Genomic DNA, 17,915 nt, shown 5'->3' on the forward strand with positions numbered 1-17,915 from the left:
GAAAAAATATAGTATTGGCGGTCTATCAGGATTGTTAGGAATACGGCAATCAACGGGTAGACCGCGAGTAATTCTTGCAGGGCGTAATAGCTGGATTGTCAAAAAAGTTAAGTGATGAGTCCTGTGAATTCAAGAGTTATAAGCAAATTGCGAAATGGGTGGAAAACAACTATAAAATATCACTCAATTATCACACATTATACAAACACTTACACTATCGAATGAAAGCTAAACTAAAAGTACCAAGACGCAAAGAGTATAAAAAAAATGAGCAAGCAGCTATCGCTTTCAAAAATACACTCAATAAATTGCTGAAAATGCCTTTATGGTTGGAGTCTAAGACTCCTAATCCAGCAAAAAATGGGGTCAAGGATTGGTCTCAAGATGAAACTAGAATTGGCTTAAAAACGATTGAGAGAAAAACAATTACAGCTTTGGGAGTTAAGCCAAAAGGTAAAGTTCAATGGAATTTTAAAGCCTTCTATTTATATGGGCCAGTTGCCCCGAAAACTGGAGAAAGTTTTTGGTTAGAGTTCTCACATTTTTCTGGGTCTCTGCTTTCAAATATTTTTAGCTAAATTAGCAGAACCATATCCGGATAATTTAAATCTTATCCAATTAGATAATGGGAGATTTCATCATGGTAGTAAGCTAAAAATACCCGCTCATGTTATCTTGATATTCCAACCACCCGGAGGCCCTGAATTGAATCCAATCGAAAGAGTATAGCAGCACATTAAACAAGAACTGAGTTGGGACATTTATGATGATTGATATGGTATTAAAGAAAAAGTTTGCGCTTATCTTAAAGAATTTTATACAGAGACAATAGCATCTATAACTGGATGGGATTACATTTTGTCAGCCCTAGCTACTGTTGCATGATTTTTGAAAATTGGTATCAGTTAAAAGCTAGTTTGTTAGCAGATTACCTCAGCCAAGAGCTTAAACATGCCTCTCTTAAGCTGAAATTTATTTAGTTGACTCCTCAATTCAAACACACATTGATTCTCTTTTTATCTAGCGATCGCCTGAGTCAGACTGTTGGCGATCGCCAGATCCTTAATGCGCTATATATAGCGTCATTGCGTAAGTCCTGTTGGTGCAAATAAACTGGTCACGAGGAGGGCGGGTTTTGTCAGAATAACAGGCTGCTAGCATAGCTCCCGGTTAAACCCGCCAGACCCATCTAATGTTTATTTGTAACCACCTACTTAACTAGGAAAGTTACTGTTAAAATTTATGCCACTAGCTGCATCCCTAATCATAGGATTTTGGTGATAAAAAAGCAACCAAATTTATTGCCCACCGATTTTAATTAGCTACATTACTGAAGGGGATTTCTTGTTGTTGTTGAAACAATTTAATCGATTGCAGACTATCTGAAGCAGCATCCCAAAGAATGAATTGGAAGCAGTCAGGAATATCGCGAATTGTCAGTGATTTTGAATTAGCCAGCAGGTGAATATTAGCATTGTGACAAGCCTGAAGATTATAGTTAGGTATTCGCTCAGAGAGATGATGAATATTGTGGTAAGCAATATCAGCAGAAAACCAATTGAGAATACTCGGTAATTTGAGGTAACTACTGCCTTCAATTGCGCCCAGAAGATAGTCCCAATTTTCTGCTTTATGAGCGTAGGAACCGTCAAAATTATGCTGAACAAAGAAAATACAGATAAATATCGCTGCAGAACAGGTCATGACAATTGAGTAAACACTCCAGAAAAAGCCAAACCCCAGTAAGTTGCTCAGATAAATCCAGCTACCAAGAACACAAATATTGTTGAACAGTAAATCCCAAAACTCAGCCGTCGTATACCAATGTTTGGATTTATAAGAAGCAATAATTGCAGATAAACCCATGCCAAAATCTTGCTTGAGACAAGCAAAAATATGTCGGATAAAACCCGTAATTCCCAATATCAGCGCGAGTCTTGGCTTAATAATTAGATAGAAAAAACCACCGGGAAACAGCATCAATGGGTGTCTGAGTAACTGATACATCTTTTGACTAAATGGACTTAGCGCCGCAAATTTTTCGGTGGATATCAACGCCGAAGGGCCTCGGTACATATCCCAATTACCATTATGTTTGTGGTGATAAGCGTGCCCCCTCGACCAGGGGTACTGAGGAATCGCATTGATGATACCTAGCAGAAAACCCATAAGGCGATTGACTTTTTTGGAACTAAAAAGAGAATAGTGTCCGCAATCGTGCATCAAAGAGAAACAACGTCCTGAAAAAAGTGTCATTAACACCATTATCGGCGGCAGCAAGAATACAGAAATAGCAGCAGCTTTAAATGCTAAAAACCATAAGAATATATAAGGAATAACTGTATTGAGTATTTGGCAAGTAGCTTTCACATTGTTGCTATTCATATAAGGAGCCAGCACAAAATCCGACTTTTTGATCGCGCTTTTCATTCAGTATATCTATGGTGTGTGGATAAGTGCTTAGCTTAGCATCACAGTTGCGGGACAGTGGCGGATTTACCCCGGACTTTCCCCGTTTCTTCCAAAGGTTTTTTTGTGGGAACCGATTTTTGCACATTTATGAGGTTATCACAACTCTGGTTTGTTTACAAAAAAAACTGTGAAGCCTGTTAGCAGCCGAACAAATTGCTGCACCGGAAGGCATTAATATGATTGATTGGTTGCACGATCGACCTTTGGTGATGTAGTATGCCGCTATTTTTGCTTGCATCGTCTGTGCCACACTTTACCGTACCGGGATCTACCCTCAACTCGATCGCACGCTCAAAAGTTGGGATACTGGCGAAAACTTTTTATTGGCGGGCTATAGGGGCGATCGACAAACCGCCCGCCCCGGAAACCAAAGCTGGCACAACATCCAGAAGCGCAGAGGATTTTGGATCAACTCCTTGAGAATATAATTTGAAGGACGATCGCAATTGCCTGCGTTTTTTGTGCTCGGAGATAGCTCGGATTTGCTACAATCTAATCGCACACGCGACTAGAAATGGGTTATGACCGAACTATTAGATGAGACGCTTTCTATTGAAATGGCGACTCGCATCAAAAGCAACCGTAAAAACTGCTTTGACAACGCTTGTAAAGCAGCATTAGCCACCGAGGGCGCGATTTATGTTCAAGGCTTTTTAGCTGTGCCCGGAGTGCCATATAAACCCATCGAGTATAGCTGGATTGAACTCGACGAGCGAATTGTTGACCCAACCTTTCCCCATCTCGGTTTCATCGCTCAAGACATTCATTACTTCCCAGTCCAGCGCTTCAGCGTCAAGAAACTCAAAGCAATCCTCGAAGAATCAAAAGAAGATTATCCTGAAGACGACCCGCTGCCGATTTATGGCAATCAACCTTATGAATATTACGGGGATTTGATGTTAGGCGGTAGCGATTACCAAAATGCTTACGATTTGGCTGCCGCTAAATGCAGGGAATTAAACCAACCCAAAAAACAGGATGCGAACTAATTCAAGACTTACCAAAAAATGGTTTGGCGCGCTACTTACAGCGGTAAGGTGTAAACTATGCACCCTACAGATACAGATTACTGTAGCAACTGTTCTGTCGATTAATATACTTCATCATGACTTCCCAAATCTACAAAGACGGCTTTTCCGTCTTCTGTAAAGTAGAAAAGTACCCTTTCGTCGTAATCTACGCTAAAGCTCCAAAACTCCTTGAGCCTACCGGACAATTTATGAGTTTTTAAGCTTGGTTCAAACGGATCTCTGATAAACTGCTCCAGCTTTTGCCAAAACCTAGCCTCCAAATCAGCATCGCCTTTGATTCGCTTTTTGAAAGCACGCTTGAATGAAGAACTGAAACTGACTTCCACGATTATTCCTCTATCATTACTCTGAGTTCATTGATGTTAGCGAAAAATTTCAGTTCACCTTTTTGTTGTTCAATCTGCGCTGACTTAAAGTTTTGATACATCTCTTCGCGACGTTCTTCCCGGAGATATTGCTTCAACAACAGTTGAAGCTCTTGTTTTTCGTCAGTAGAAAGATTCTTGATCGTCTCGACCACATCACTGAAAGTCATAACTTACAAAACCCTATTGTGCTGATTTGATTATAGCAAAAAATATCCTTTTGGTTGACTTTCGTTTCTCGTTTCCAGGCTCTTCCTCGTCTTAAAAAAAGCAAAAAATCTCACTATTTACCATGTTCAACCTTCCAAGATTCAGGAAACCTCGAATAATGAAAAGCAGCCAATAACGGATCTGAGTTCTGATTCCCAATCAAATCCGCCAACAATTTAGCCGTCACCGGAGCCAACAAAATGCCATTGCGGTAATGCCCCGTAGCCCATGTCAAATTCTCCCAAGCACTAGCACCCAAAATCGGCAACTCATCGGTCGTAGCTGGCCGAAATCCCCACCAAAACTCCAGAATCGGATAATTTTGTAATTCGGGATATAACTTAATCGCTCCTGCTAGCAAAGTGTGCATTCCTGCAGGCGTATTGCCAGGTGTAAAATCCACATTTTCGCTAGTTGCACCAATAATAATTCTGCCATCTTGACGCGGCACAATATAAATGCCCGTCCCGAATAGAACTGTTTGCAGGGGCTGGATAACTCCACAATCTTCTGGTACACATACTGACAGCATTTGTCCCTTTCTTGGAAAAACAGGAACATTCAATAACTGCTCAGACCAAGCACCGGCAGCCAAAACATAACGGTCTGCTTGCAATTTTCCTGCTGTTGTTTCAATGCCAACAACTCGGTTTCCCTGCCGAATAATTTCCCCTGCATTGCCTTGAATAATCTCAATCTGCAATTCTTTAGTTGCGGCCTGAAGCGTCCGAAATAAAGCGCGGTTGTCAACTTGAGCGTCGTCAGGATACCACCAACCGCCCATTACTTCTTGACCTAATCCAAACTGGTGCTGGCGAACAGTATCTCTGTCCAACCATTGATAATTAAGGTTTGACAAAAGTGGCTTTTCTTGAGGCTCATTTTGACAAACTGGTGCGAGAATTCCCGATCGCCAATATCCCGTTTTCAATCCGGTAATATCTTCTAGCTGTTCCACCCAGGCGGGATACAGTGCGCGGCTTTGCAAGCACAAATCCAACATCGGACTAGGGGGAATTCGTTCGGCTTGCGGGGCAAGCATTCCAGCGGCAGCCCGGGCCGTCGGTGGTTTAGAATCGGCGGTGAGAACCGCGACAGATGCCCCTCGCAATTTCAGTTCTACTGCTAGCGAAAGACCAATTATTCCGCCGCCAATAATCAGAATATCTTTAGATGAATTCATTAACTTTTATATGGACTGTCTGAGCTTTTTGACCGAAAGCATCTAGGATACAAGCCCCCGGATTCATCCGTCCAGAAATAAAAAAAAACGTGTATCCGAGAAACTTGCCCCCCGAATTTATCCGTGGGGTCAATGCTTCAATCTAAAATCTAAAATCTAAAATCTAAAATCGATTGACCTCTCGGGTTTCTTTATGGTAAGGTGCCCCGCGTGCACCTTACAGTTAGAATTTTTGCACAAGTCTTACAGATTATCTGGCAAGGCGATCGTCCTATCTACCTTCCTTAACAAAAAATCTATGGTTGGGGTTTCCAGACAGTTTCAGAACCTTGGCCCCAGAAACCGTCATATTTTGTCACCTTAATATCGCCTAAAACCTTGGTTTGGCAGGACAAACGGCGATTGGAGGCGGGAGAATGGGGAGGAACCGAAAGTCGGGCTTTTTCGCGCCACTGGGGCTCGGAAACTTCGCCCTCGACGGTGACGGCGCAGGTGCCGCAAGTGCCGAGGCCGTGGCAGTTGATGACTTTGGCGTTGCCGTTGTAGACATCAATGCCGTTTTTGAGCAAAACTTCACGGAGATTGGCTCCGCGATCGCACTCAAATGTTTTTCCTTGCGCTTGTACCTTGACCACAGCAATTTACCCCAGTTAGATTTATGTTAATTTTCCTATATATTATCGCATTAAATTCAAATAAATTCATCTAATATGGTAAGTGATATATTACCAATTTCTCGATCGCAATTTCCCATGACAAATCGGCTCTGGATCTACGATACCACGCTGCGAGACGGTGCTCAGTGCGAGGGACTCTCCTTATCTCTCGAAGACAAACTGCGAATTGCTCGACAGTTAGACAGTTTAGGAATTCCCTTTATTGAAGGCGGCTGGCCGGGGGCGAATCCTAAAGACGTACAATTTTTTTGGCGTCTCAAAGAACAGCCCCTAACTCAAGCAGAAGTTGTAGCTTTTTGTTCGACTAGGCGGCCGGGAACTACGGCAGCTAATGATGAAATGTTGCAGGCTATTTTGTCCGCAGGTACTCGCTGGGTGACGCTGTTTGGCAAGTCGTGGGATTTGCACGTTATTGAAAGTTTGAAGACCTCGCTCGAAGAAAATCTGGCGATGATTCGAGATACAATTGAATATTTGCGGAGTCAGGGAAGGCGCGTTATTTACGATGCCGAACACTGGTTTGACGGCTACAAACACAATCGAGATTATGCTATTAAAACTTTAGAAGTAGCCGCCGATGCCGGTGCAGAATGGCTGGTGCTTTGCGATACTAACGGCGGTACTTTGCCTCACGAAGTCAGTCAGGTTGTTCGCGATGTTTTAGAAGCTTTAGGAACTAATCGCGAAAAATCTTTACAATTAGGAATTCACACTCACAACGACTCTGGAGTTGCGGTTGCTAATGCTTTGGCTGCTGTGCGGGAAGGAGTGAGGATGGTACAGGGAACTATAAACGGTTACGGCGAACGCTGCGGCAATGCCGATTTATGTTCCTTAATTCCTAATTTTCAGCTAAAGTTGGGTCAGAATTGCATTGAAGACGAGCAATTAGTTAGATTAACTCAAGTAAGCCGCTCGATTAGTGAAATTGTCAATCTTGCTCCCGACGATCGTGCTCCTTTTGTAGGCCTTTCGGCTTTTGCTCACAAAGGCGGAATTCACGTATCGGCTGTTGAGAAAAATCCGTTAACTTACGAACATTTAGAACCGGAAAAAATTGGCAATAGGCGGCGAATTGTGATTTCCGATCAAGCGGGTTTAAGCAATGTTTTGGCGAAGGCCCGCACTTTTGGAATGGATCTCGATCGCAAAAATCCTGCTTGCCGCCAAATTTTGGAAAAATTGAAAGATTTGGAAAGCCAGGGATATCAATTTGAGGGTGCTGAGGCTTCTTTTGAATTGTTAATGCGGGAGGCATTGGGAAAGCGCAAGCGTTTATTTGAAATCAAAGGTTTTCAAGTTCACTGCGATAAAGGTAAGGAGGAAACAGTTAATTCTTTAGCAACAGTGAAAGTGACTGTTAACGGTCAAGATATTCTGGAATGCGCGGAAGGAAACGGGCCTGTTTCGGCACTTGATGCGGCTTTGCGGAAGGCTTTGCGGAATTTTTATCCGGCAATTACTGATTTTAACTTAACCGATTATAAGGTGCGGATTCTCGACTCCGGTGCGGGAACTTCTGCTAAAACTCGCGTGTTGGTTGAGTTTAGCAACGGTCAAGACCGCTGGACGACTGTGGGGGTTTCTGGTAATATTTTGGATGCTTCTTATCAAGCGGTTGTTGAGGGTTTGGAGTATGGTTTGGTGTTGGGAGATAGGGAGGCGATCGTTTTAACTGTGTCGAGTTATTAGGTTGAGGGCGAAGAGAAGTTGCCTGAATATCGATGTTTAAATAGATACCAAGGGGAGCATCTCAATGAAAGCAGCCAAGCTAGAAATTGGAGTTTTGAGGCAGGAGGCTCTCTTGCTGCGAGGCAGGAGGAAAGAGTCAGAAGGAAGGAGCCAGAAGAACAATACGCTTGGGTTAAAACTATTTATTCCGGGCGAGATCCCCCTCGCATACCCCCTACTCCCCCTGATTGTTGGGAGACGCAAGAGTAATTTCTTGTCCCCCCCTTTGTAGGGGCGGTGCCCCCGTGCCCGCCCTAGGCTAGGGGGGATCGAGCTTAACTGAACCGTATTGGCCAGAAGAAGTGTTTTTACAAATATGAGATGCTCCCCTACTTTTGGGAGCATCTCAATGAAAGCAGCCAAGCTAGAAATTTGAGTTTTGAGGCAGGAGGCTCTCTTGCTGCGAGGAAAGACGAAGAAGAAATGAGCCAGAAGAACTGTTTTTACAAATATGAGATGCTCCCCTATTTTTTCACCTCATTATTATTACCTTCCCCAACGATCGATCGCATTCCTTCGAGCGTAGCGGGAATGCTGCGCGGGTCCATAAACATCACCTTGCTGCTGTCGCTGGTGCCAATTTTTAGACCCATATCCAGATAGTTTTGAGCTAACAAAAATTGTAAAGCTTCGCGAGCATTGGGGTCATTTTGCAGAGTTTTGCCGATAATTTGCAAGGCCTCAGAAGTAGCTTGAGCTTTCAAAACCTGACTTTGGCGTTCTGCTTGAGCTTTCAGGACGATCGCCTTTTGTTGAGCTTCCGCCTCCAAAATAGTCGCTTTTTGGCGCGCTTCTGCATCCAGAACTTGCGCTTCTGCTTTACCTTTGGCGCTGTTAACTGCTGACTCGCGTTCGCCCTCGGATGTCAGAATTGCCGCCCGCTTCCGTCGATCGGCTGCCATCTGCAATTCCATCGATTCCTGTACAGTTTTAGAAGGGATAATATCGCGCAATTCTACCCGCGTTACTTTCACTCCCCAAGGATCTGTAACAATATCTAAGTCTCTGAGCAAGATTTCATTAATTTGAGAACGAGCAGTAAAGGTTTGTTCGAGATCCAGTTGACCCATTTCGGCGCGAATTTGAGTCAGCACCATATTTACCATTGCTGACTGGAGATTTTCTACTTTGTAACAGGCTTTTTCCAAGTCTACAATGCGCCAGTAAACCACAGCATCAACGGTGAAGGAAACGTTATCGCGGGTAATACAAGCTTGCGGAGGAATATCTAAGACTTTTTCCCGAATTGTTTGCTCGTACACGACGCGATCGAGAAACGGCGTGACAAAATTTAAACCGGGTTCCAGTTTCTTGCCGCTGTATTTACCTAAAGTTTCCACCAGCGCTTCATTTCCCTGATTGATAATCTTGACGGAACCTGCGAGGGCTGAGCCGCCGAGTGCTAAAAATACAAGTAAAAAAATTTGTTCCACAACTGACTCCTAATAATTGTTGATTGTTAACTGTTGGTTATTGGTTATTGGTTATTGGTTATTGCCAATGCCCAATGCCCAATGCCCAATGCCCAATGCCCAACTACCAATTTCCAATTCCCAATTCCACATTTTGTTTAAGAATGCAAGAGATTTTCTGGCAAAACTATCAGAGTAGTGCCTTTACGCCCGACGACAATTACGTTTTGGTTGGGGGGGATAGTGGCCTTCGTGTCTTCGCAGCGAGCTTGCCAAGAATTCCCCTCATAAATGACTCGGCCGGCTTCTCCGGGGGGAATTTCTGTTAAAGTTTTTGCTTCCTGAGAATCTGCGATCGCCCTTGCCGTGCCTTTTGGTATCAACCGCCGAGACAGCAGCACAAAAACTGTCGAAAATACCATCCAGAGGAATATTTGTAAATTAACGTAAGGTAGAACTAGAGAGCATCCAGCTACGGCGAAGGCGCTCAGTCCCATCATAAAAGCGACAAAAGCAGTGGGGAGAAATATCTCTGCCAAACAGAGCAAAGACCCAGCTATCAGCCAAAGGAGCGTAGGAGTCAAGATCATAAAAAGAATAGGTGATACTATTTAGATCTTAGATTGGAAATTTAAGATTTAAGAATTGCCAACAACTGACTATGCAAGGGTTTGCGACTTGCAGCCCCTCAGAGCGATTTTTCGCGCCGTGGTACCAGGTTGAGGCTTCCATCGTACTCCAAGTCAGAGTTTAGTAACTTAGATTACAATTTTAGCCGGTGCAGACTGGCAGAAACTACAATTTCTAGGGGCCCAAAGGCAGTTAAGAAATTGATAGGGCCTAAAATCAGTTTATTCTCAAGCTCATGAATTTGGGCTGGCGAATCAAATATCTTCAGAATGTTTTTACACAAACTATTTCGATATGATCAGCAGTTTCTCCGAACCCATTTATTGCCCGAATCTTAGCTGTCCAGATCCCCGCAATACCTTTGGCCGCCAGCACTGTGCAGCGTGCGAAACGGATTTAATTTATCGCTATGTGTGGGCGGTGGGGCAAGCAGCCGAGGAAGTGCCGGCGGGTAAGGTAATAGCCGATCGATACTTTGTCATTGCACCCCAAATCTGGCTCGACAGCCGTCCAGCTTTGCCTCCCAGCGTCCCGGAACAACTGCCGGATACGATTATGCCTTACCTGCATTTGTATCCCCAACGGCTGCATACGCCGGAAGTATACGGTTTTTGTGCCTTGGGGGAAGCACCGGAAGCGGCAGAGGTGCTGTTGTTGGAAAATGTGCCAATTAATAATTTCGGCAGCCTGTATCCTTCTATTTTACAAGCTTGGTCTGGGACAACCGGCGCGCGCCAAGTATACTGGCTGTGGCAAATGCTCCAACTGTGGACGCCGCTGTCGGAACAGGGAGTCGCTTCGAGTTTGCTGGTACCGGAAAATTTGCGGGTGGAAGGTTGGCGGGTACGCCTGCTGGAACTGCACCGGGGAAATTTTGTACCGACTCTGCGGGATTTGGGAGATGTGTGGTCAGGTTTGGTGGAATCCGCGCAACCCGAGGTGCAGTCGAAACTCGGAGAAATTTGTCAGTTTATGCGCCGCAGCAGCATGAATTTCGACGCGATCGCCCTGGAACTAAACGATTTACTATTAGAACAAGCCGCTAAATTGCCTCTGCACTTAGAAGTAGTCGGCATGACAGATACCGGGCCGCAGCGCTCCCAAAATGAAGACAGTTGCTATCCGATTGCTGCTGATTTTCAATTTAGCAAAACTTCAGGGGGCGAGAAACTAATTCCTTATTTGACAATGGTTTGTGACGGGGTTGGAGGCCACGAAGGAGGAGAAGTTGCCAGTCAATTAGCCGTCCAGTCCATGAAAGCTTTAATCCAAAATTTGCTCGCCGAAATCACTCAACAAGAAGAGTTGATGACGCCAACAATGGTAATTAAGCAACTCGAAGAAATAGTCAGAGTTGTGAATAATGTGATTTCCGCTCAAAATAATGAGCAGGGAAAAGAGTTGCGGCAGCGGATGGGGACGACTTTGGTGATGGCCCTCCAGTTGCCTCAAAAAGTGAAAATTTCCGAGGATTTGCCCTCGAATAACAGTCATGAACTTTATTTAGTCAATGTTGGAGACAGCCGCGCTTATTGGATTGGCAAAAATTACTGTCACCGGCTGACTGTGGACGACGACGTAGCCTCAAGGGAAGTCCAGCTAGGACATTGTTTATACTGGGAGACTCAAGTGCGATCGGATGCAGGAGCCCTGACTCAAGCTTTGGGAACGCGGGATGCCGATTTCCTGCGCCCGACGATTCAGCGATTTATTGTCGAAGAGGAAGGCGTACTGCTGCTGTGTTCCGACGGTTTGAGCGACAACGACTGGGTAGAGAAATCTTGGGAGAATTATGCCCCAGAGGTGCTTGAGGGCAAAATGTCTTTGGAAGCAGCAGTTCAGTCTTGGATTCGTCTCGCCAACGAGAAAAACGGTTATGACAACACCTCTGTGGTGGCGACTCACTGTCGGATGTCGCCGGAGAGATTGGTACTGTTCGATCCGACGGTGGCCTCAGCGGTGGCGTCAGCGCCAGTGTCACCCTCGGTGTCGCTGCCGCCTTCCCTCGTCGCTGCGTCCCTCCAGAAGTCCGGGAGGATTCCAGAATCTCAGCTTTCAGAATCGTCCAAACAGTTGTTGTACCCCGAAACTTCCCCCGCCCCGGAACCCTTTCAAAAACAGCGCTCCAAGCTGCCGCTGCCCCTACTGGGGGTGTTGGGGCTGATATTAGCCGGCGGCGGTTTAGGTTTGTGGGTGCAAAGCCTCCAAAGCCCCCAGCCAGAGCCCGCACAAGTTCCCCCACCGCCGGAAACTCCCGCCCCAAGTCCTTCGGAGACTCCCTCGCCCGATAGCGAGAGTCCCTCGCCGTCGCCCGAATCGACTCCTGCGGAAATTCCGCCGCCCGATAGCGAGAGTCCCTCGCCGGCGCCCGAATCGACTCCTGCGGAAATTCCGCCGCCCGAAGAAGCGGAAACTCCTTTGCCATCAGCGGAGTAAGGGAGAGTCTCTCGCCGTCGCCCGAATCGACTTTTGAGCTGACAAAACAATGCTTCGAGCGTCGCAGCTCTCTACTATCCCAATTCGGGAAAACTTTCCCAGTGTAAATGGAATGATTTCTGGTAGAGGTCATTGATTTACAGCATATTCCATTTAGATGTAGATCGCGAGAAACCGGGTTTTTTGAACAGAATGAGTAAGGATGCGAGAACTGTAAAGAAACCTGGTTTCTGGGGTGTACTTCATAAACCTGGAATACGCTGTATATAAATCACACTTCACAGGGGAGCATCTCAATGAAAGCAGCCAAGCTAGAAATTGGAGTTTTGAGGAAAGAGGCAGAAGGAAGGAGCCAGAAGAAGTGTTTTTACAAATATGAGATGCTCCATCACAGTTAATGATTTTGTATCATAGTCCGCTTGCAGAAACAAGATGGCTAAAAAGTCAGCCATCGCTACAAAAAGCAGTTAAAAATGCTTAAAAATCTCCATGCAGCTAACAACTAGCGATTAGGAACTAACAACATAAGCTTTTTTATATTGACCACGAATTTCAAAGGTGGTACCCGCCACGTGATTTATCCGTGCAATCAATCCAAAATCGAAAATCGAAAATCCTCAAGCCCCCGCATTTATCCGTGGGGTCGCCTCGAAAATCTCAAATCGAAAATCGAAAATCGATTGACGGCGCACAATTTATTAACTATAATTACCAGGCCAAAACTAACAAAAATCTTACGCCTAACAGTTTTTCTCAAATAACCGTTAAACTATTCTAACGTTTGCGCGTACCCAACCTCGCAGGCACAACCTATATCTGTTAAGGATTCGTCCTGATTCACAGGAGCAAGATTTTAAAATATGCATCTCAGCGAACTGACTCACCCAAACCAATTACACGGCCTCTCGATTCATCAACTCGAACAAATTGCCCGACAAATTCGAGAAAAGCATTTAGAAACTGTAGCCGCTAGCGGCGGCCACCTCGGCCCAGGATTGGGTGTAGTCGAACTGACCTTAGCACTCTACCAAACACTCGACCTCGATCGCGACAAAGTTACCTGGGATGTCGGCCACCAAGCTTATCCTCACAAATTAATCACCGGCCGCTACAACCAATTCCACACCCTACGCCAAAAAGACGGCGTTGCAGGCTATCTCAAGCGCTGCGAGAGCAAATTTGACCACTTCGGCGCAGGCCACGCTTCCACAAGCATTTCCGCAGCGTTAGGAATGGCGATGGCGCGCGACCTCAAAGGGGAAAACTTTAAAACTGTAGCAGTCATCGGCGACGGCGCATTGACGGGCGGCATGGCACTCGAAGCCATCAACCACGCGGGCCATATGCCGAAAACCAATTTGTTAGTTGTGCTCAACGACAACGAGATGTCAATCTCGCCCAACGTCGGCGCAATTACCCGCTATTTGAACAAGATGCGATTGTCGGCACCGGTGCAGTTTCTCAAAGATAACTTAGAGGAACAATTCAAACACATTCCCTTTGTGGGCGAAACTTTTACTCCAGAAATGGAACGCCTCAAGGAAGGGATGAAACGCTTGGCCGTCTCGAAAGTTGGAGCCGTAATTGAAGAATTAGGCTTTACTTACATGGGCCCGGTAGACGGACACAATTTGGAAGAGTTAATTGCCACTTTCAAACAAGCTCATACTATCCAAGGGCCGGTGTTGGTTCATGTGGTGACGGTGAAAGGCAAAGGATATGCGATCGCCGAAAAAGACCAAGTAGGATATCACGCCCAAAATCCCTTTAACTTAGCCACGGGCAAAGGCATTCCCTCCACTAAACCAAAGCCTCCAGCTTACTCGAAAGTCTTTGCCCACGCCCTCGTCAAGCTAGCAGAAGATAATCCAAAAATTGTCGGCATTACCGCTGCTATGGCAACCGGAACAGGCCTGGATAAACTTCATGAAAAACTGCCTAAACAGTACATTGATGTCGGGATTGCCGAACAGCACGCCGTGACTTTATCCGCTGGTTTAGCCTGCGAAGGAATGCGCCCGGTTGTGGCAATTTACTCGACATTTGTGCAGCGAGGCTATGACCAAATAATTCACGATGTTTGCATCCAAAATTTGCCAGTTTTCTTCTGTTTGGATCGCGCAGGCATTGTCGGTGCTGACGGCCCCACTCACCAAGGGATGTACGACATTGCCTTCTTGCGGTGCCTGCCAAATATGGTAGTTATGGCACCAAAAGATGAGGCAGAATTGCAGCGGATGGTAGTCACGGGAATCAACCACACAAGCGGCCCGATCACCATGCGTTACCCGCGCGGCAATGGTTACGGTGTGCCTTTGATGGAGGAAGGTTGGGAAGAATTGCCGATCGGCAAAGCCGAAATTCTCCGCAACGGCGACGATTTGCTGATCTTGGGTTACGGTTCAATGGTTTATCCGGCAATGCAAACCGCCGAGATTCTGAGCGAACACGGCATTGAAGCAACCGTCATCAATGCGCGTTTTGTCAAGCCTTTGGACACAGAATTAATCTTGCCTTTAGCACAGCGAATCGGCAAAGTTGTCACAATGGAAGAAGGCTGTTTGATGGGCGGATTCGGTTCAGCAGTAGCCGAATCTTTGCTCGACAATAATGTCCTCGTGCCACTGATGCGGTTGGGTGTAACCGATACATTAGTAGATCATGCAACGCCTGAACAATCATTTGCCAGTTTGGGATTAACTCCGTCGCAAATGTGCGATCGCATCTTAGCAACATTCAGCCGCAAACAGTCTCCTGTTAGCGTGTAAATAGCTAGAATCGTAGGGTGGGTACTGCCCCACCACGGGTGTCAACAAACACCCTATTTCCCTCAGTACGGCAGGGGTTTAAACCCCTGCCTCAAAGCTAAAGTCTTCTTGGATAGGACTGAAGAACTCATTAGTCCTACTATATAGTTAAGGTCATTAGTTGATAGCCATAGAGCGAATAGGAGGATTTTGTGGGAGAAGCTAACCGCCGAAAAAGATTCGATTCAAATTACGGTAACAGCCTTAATATTGGATGTTTTATCGCTGCTTCTACTTCCAGCGATGCTCATGCTGTCTACCTTGGATTTGGACGCAAAAGAAGCGTAGAACGCAGACTTATATCAGCTCACGCAAGCATCATTGACGCCTGGAAAATCTTTGTTTATTGCCAAGATATTTTATCTAAGCTTAAATATTTTCATCTGCAAAGCAACGATCAAATTACTAGCAATTTCATTAGCAGTTTGATTGGGACTTACGGTGATTATTCTGATGACGATGCTGTTTATGAAGTGTCGGGCGATAAAAAAGCGCTTATGGATTGGCTGTCGCAAGGCAAAACGATCTTGGATGATGATTTGCCTTCCAATATTAACGTTTTGGTTGTAAAGCCCCCTGTTTCCAAAAAGTACAAAGTTTTTTGGTACGAATCACAAGAAGCTCCCAAAAATACTTACGGTAATCCCGAAGAAAATTGTGTTTTTACAGTCGGTAAAAATTCTGATGAACCCATTTCGGGGGGTGCTCACAAGAAAGTAATTTTATTCAGCAGTTATGTAACCGCTGCCTATGTAGCTGACTATGTGAATCGGTTGAACAGAGATAGTTTAACTGAGGAAGAAGTCAAGCGACTGTTGTTTGAAGCCAATCGGCTTCAAGGAAAAATTTAGCCAACTATGAATCAATGCTTTCAGTCATTTCTTATAGTTTTTGACGATCGACAACATAGTATCATCTCACACAAAGGAAAACCAACAATGAAATAGAAGTTTATGGTACAATCAGATTGCAGAAATATGGGAATATAAGGGAGAAAAAACAATGACTAACGTGAAACCAAATCGTACCGTGCGGCGGGGAAGACTGTTCCCAGAAATTCAGTGGTCAGAAGAAAAAAAAGCCCAGTGGCGAGCTGAAAGATCGGCATTTCGCAAGCGTTGCAAAGTAATTTTCGATCGCCTTAAACCAGAATTAATTGACAGTCACTACAACTGGTACATGGCGGTTGAACCTGATAGCGGGGAATATTTTATCGACAAGGATGATATGGCGGCTACCAAAATGTGCCGCCAGAAACACCCAAATGCTATCCCCTACCTTTTCCGCATCAACAATACAGGGGCGTGCGGCTCAATATGATTGAAGGAAGATTTGGTGATGAGGGCGAGCTATTTTTTGAAGTTGAATTGATTGCTAATAACGGCTTAGAATTACCTGTTGATGCTCTGCTAGATACAGGTTTTTCGGGCTGGTTAGCAATGGACGAACAAGATTTCGAGGGACTTGATTGGATTTATATTAGGCGACAAGAAATGCGGACAGCAAAGGGAGAATTTGATTTCGATCTTTATGCAGGAAAAGTACGCATAGATGAGCAAGAGTTTGACATTCCCGTTCATGTGGGTGACGGAGTACCTGAAATTTTAATCGGCCGCCAGTGGCTGAAAACTCGGCGGTTAGTAGTTGATATGTCTGCGGGTGTTTTGACATTGGAAGCGAGTTAAAAGCAAAATGAATTTAAAAACTTTTGACATAGTAATAGTAGGAGCAGGCCCAGCAGGCGGTCACTGCGCGAGAATCCTAGCCCAATCCGGCCACAAAGTCTTGCTGGCAGAGCAAAACGACAATTTTAATAAAAATGACTTCTCTAGCGCCGCCACGCCTCTAGAAACCCTCTCTAAATTCGATTTACCAGAGTCCGTTATCGGCAGTTTTTGGCATAAACTTACTATTGAAACTAGCAAAGTCAGTCAAACTTGGGAGTCTCCCGAAAGCTTGGGAGTTGTTCTCAACTTTGCTAAATTTAGAGCATTTTTGGCCAGCGAAGTTGAGCGATTTGGTGGTGAAGTTTGGCTTGGTTATCGCTACACCGGACATTCACAAAGTAGGGGCGAAACCACAGTCGAATTTAAACAGTTATCCGACGGTAAAATTATCAACGTTAGCACTAAAGTATTGGTTGATGCTACTGGCTTTGCTAGGGCGATTATGTACGAAAAAGAGAATGATAAGCCAGATTTTTTGTCGGGAACCGGAATTGAATATTTAATTGAAGTAGAGCCAGAAGTTTATAATAAATACAGCGGTGATTTAATCTTCTTTTTGGGCAAAAAATGGATGCCCGATGGTTATTCCTGGATATTCCCGATGGAACCAAACAGGCTGAAAGTTGGTGCGGGTCGCATTTTTTTAGATCCCAAAACGGTGAGGCATTTGTCACCGCTGAAAAAATATATTGATTTACTGATTGATGAATATCTGAAGTCAAAAAATTATAAAATTATTGACAAACACGGTTCGACGCTGAAGTACAATCCTGGTTTGAAGGATATTTATTGCAAGGATAATATAATTGCGATCGGTGATACTGTCTCGACAATAAATTTGTTGGGCGGCGAAGGGATTAGACACGGGATGGATGGTGCCCAAATCGCGGGGAAATATATTCAAAGGTATTTGGATGGGAAAATATCAGATTTTCGGGATTATGAGACGGAAATGCACCGCAAGTTTGATCGGAAATGGAATATTTCGGAAAGGTTGGCGGTGAGAAAGTATATCGATGATGTTAATGATGAACTAACCGATAAAATGATTTCTTATTTAAAGTATATGAAAACTGAAGAGGTGATGGAGATTTTATTTTATTATAAATTTGAGAAAATTTACCGAGGATTAGGCGGTTATTTGCAGCGGAAAATCAAGGGATTGATTAAGCGATTTCACTTGTAAGGTGCGTCAGTTGAGAGATTGTTAGTTGAGGGAAAAATCTCGCTGGCT

The 17,915-nt window shown here is 44.8% G+C and carries 17 protein-coding genes; 10 read left to right on the forward strand and 7 right to left on the reverse strand.

All coding sequences use genetic code 11. From position 1 onward, the window contains the following. Positions 1 to 221 precede the first annotated feature (221 nt). On the forward strand, positions 222 to 578 hold the full coding sequence (locus tag QUA00_RS09910) for a hypothetical protein (RefSeq protein ID WP_333144328.1): 357 nt from the start codon (positions 222 to 224) through the stop codon (positions 576 to 578). Between the two features lie 736 nt (positions 579 to 1,314). Here the strand turns inward: QUA00_RS09910 and QUA00_RS09915 are convergent. Next, entirely contained in the window at positions 1,315 to 2,430 is a 1,116-nt protein-coding gene (locus QUA00_RS09915; protein WP_333409499.1) for a fatty acid desaturase, read from the reverse strand. Between the two features lie 258 nt (positions 2,431 to 2,688). Here QUA00_RS09915 and QUA00_RS09920 point away from each other — a divergent pair, with 258 nt between their 5' ends. Both QUA00_RS09920 and QUA00_RS09925 read left to right on the forward strand, forming a co-directional pair. Then, the gene (locus tag QUA00_RS09920; protein ID WP_333144330.1) at positions 2,689 to 2,892 is read left to right on the forward strand and encodes a hypothetical protein; all 204 of its coding nucleotides are present in this window, start codon (positions 2,689 to 2,691) and stop codon (positions 2,890 to 2,892) included. A 101-nt stretch (positions 2,893 to 2,993) separates the two neighbouring features. After that, positions 2,994 to 3,461 (forward strand): hypothetical protein, encoded by a 468-nt coding sequence (locus tag QUA00_RS09925; protein WP_333162310.1) that lies wholly within the window; start codon positions 2,994 to 2,996, stop codon positions 3,459 to 3,461. Between the two features lie 101 nt (positions 3,462 to 3,562). Here QUA00_RS09925 and QUA00_RS09930 read toward each other — a convergent pair whose 3' ends face one another. The 4 genes from QUA00_RS09930 to QUA00_RS09945 form a co-directional block, all read right to left on the reverse strand. Then, positions 3,563 to 3,829: a type II toxin-antitoxin system YafQ family toxin gene (locus QUA00_RS09930; RefSeq protein ID WP_190734190.1), complete on the reverse strand. Its 267-nt coding sequence runs from the start codon at positions 3,827 to 3,829 to the stop codon at positions 3,563 to 3,565. 2 nt (positions 3,830 to 3,831) lie between these two features. Continuing rightward, positions 3,832 to 4,038 carry a hypothetical protein gene (locus QUA00_RS09935; protein WP_015177124.1) on the reverse strand — a complete coding sequence of 69 codons (207 nt, stop codon included), beginning with the start codon at positions 4,036 to 4,038 and terminating at the stop codon, positions 3,832 to 3,834. 113 nt (positions 4,039 to 4,151) lie between these two features. Then, complete coding sequence (thiO, locus tag QUA00_RS09940) at positions 4,152 to 5,261, reverse strand: glycine oxidase ThiO (RefSeq protein ID WP_333309401.1); 1,110 nt, start codon at positions 5,259 to 5,261, stop codon at positions 4,152 to 4,154. A gap of 296 nt (positions 5,262 to 5,557) precedes the next feature. Then, entirely contained in the window at positions 5,558 to 5,896 is a 339-nt protein-coding gene (locus tag QUA00_RS09945) for a 2Fe-2S iron-sulfur cluster-binding protein (RefSeq protein WP_333409500.1), read from the reverse strand. 75 nt (positions 5,897 to 5,971) lie between these two features. On the opposite strand from QUA00_RS09945, the gene cimA reads away from it, so the two are divergent. After that, the gene (gene cimA / locus QUA00_RS09950) at positions 5,972 to 7,630 is read left to right on the forward strand and encodes a citramalate synthase (protein WP_445305730.1); all 1,659 of its coding nucleotides are present in this window, start codon (positions 5,972 to 5,974) and stop codon (positions 7,628 to 7,630) included. Between the two features lie 503 nt (positions 7,631 to 8,133). On the opposite strand, the gene QUA00_RS09955 is transcribed toward cimA, so the two are convergent. Both QUA00_RS09955 and QUA00_RS09960 read right to left on the reverse strand, forming a co-directional pair. Then, positions 8,134 to 9,102: an SPFH domain-containing protein gene (locus QUA00_RS09955; protein ID WP_333144334.1), complete on the reverse strand. Its 969-nt coding sequence runs from the start codon at positions 9,100 to 9,102 to the stop codon at positions 8,134 to 8,136. Positions 9,103 to 9,239: 137 nt separating this feature from the next. Beyond that, positions 9,240 to 9,671: an NfeD family protein gene (locus QUA00_RS09960; RefSeq protein ID WP_333144335.1), complete on the reverse strand. Its 432-nt coding sequence runs from the start codon at positions 9,669 to 9,671 to the stop codon at positions 9,240 to 9,242. Between the two features lie 334 nt (positions 9,672 to 10,005). Between QUA00_RS09960 and QUA00_RS09965 the strand changes: the two genes are divergently transcribed. The 6 genes from QUA00_RS09965 to QUA00_RS09990 all read left to right on the forward strand — a co-directional run bounded on the left by QUA00_RS09965 (position 10,006) and on the right by QUA00_RS09990 (position 17,867). Then, positions 10,006 to 12,147, forward strand: a complete 2,142-nt coding sequence (locus QUA00_RS09965; protein ID WP_333409501.1) for a protein phosphatase 2C domain-containing protein — start codon at positions 10,006 to 10,008, stop codon at positions 12,145 to 12,147. Positions 12,148 to 13,007: 860 nt separating this feature from the next. Continuing rightward, positions 13,008 to 14,915: a 1-deoxy-D-xylulose-5-phosphate synthase gene (gene dxs / locus QUA00_RS09970; protein WP_333144337.1), complete on the forward strand. Its 1,908-nt coding sequence runs from the start codon at positions 13,008 to 13,010 to the stop codon at positions 14,913 to 14,915. Between the two features lie 191 nt (positions 14,916 to 15,106). Continuing rightward, the gene (locus QUA00_RS09975; protein WP_333144338.1) at positions 15,107 to 15,805 is read left to right on the forward strand and encodes a hypothetical protein; all 699 of its coding nucleotides are present in this window, start codon (positions 15,107 to 15,109) and stop codon (positions 15,803 to 15,805) included. 151 nt (positions 15,806 to 15,956) lie between these two features. Next, on the forward strand, positions 15,957 to 16,274 hold the full coding sequence (locus QUA00_RS09980) for a hypothetical protein (RefSeq protein WP_333144339.1): 318 nt from the start codon (positions 15,957 to 15,959) through the stop codon (positions 16,272 to 16,274). Further along, the gene (locus QUA00_RS09985) at positions 16,271 to 16,639 is read left to right on the forward strand and encodes an aspartyl protease (protein ID WP_333144340.1); all 369 of its coding nucleotides are present in this window, start codon (positions 16,271 to 16,273) and stop codon (positions 16,637 to 16,639) included. The genes QUA00_RS09980 and QUA00_RS09985 overlap by 4 nt, the downstream gene beginning before the upstream one ends. Before the next feature lie 7 nt (positions 16,640 to 16,646). Further along, positions 16,647 to 17,867: an NAD(P)/FAD-dependent oxidoreductase gene (locus QUA00_RS09990; protein WP_333409502.1), complete on the forward strand. Its 1,221-nt coding sequence runs from the start codon at positions 16,647 to 16,649 to the stop codon at positions 17,865 to 17,867. The last annotated feature ends 48 nt before the right edge of the window (positions 17,868 to 17,915 follow it).

It is taken from the genome of Microcoleus sp. T2B6 (assembly GCF_036700475.1).
In the GTDB taxonomy this organism is placed as follows: domain Bacteria; phylum Cyanobacteriota; class Cyanobacteriia; order Cyanobacteriales; family Microcoleaceae; genus Microcoleus.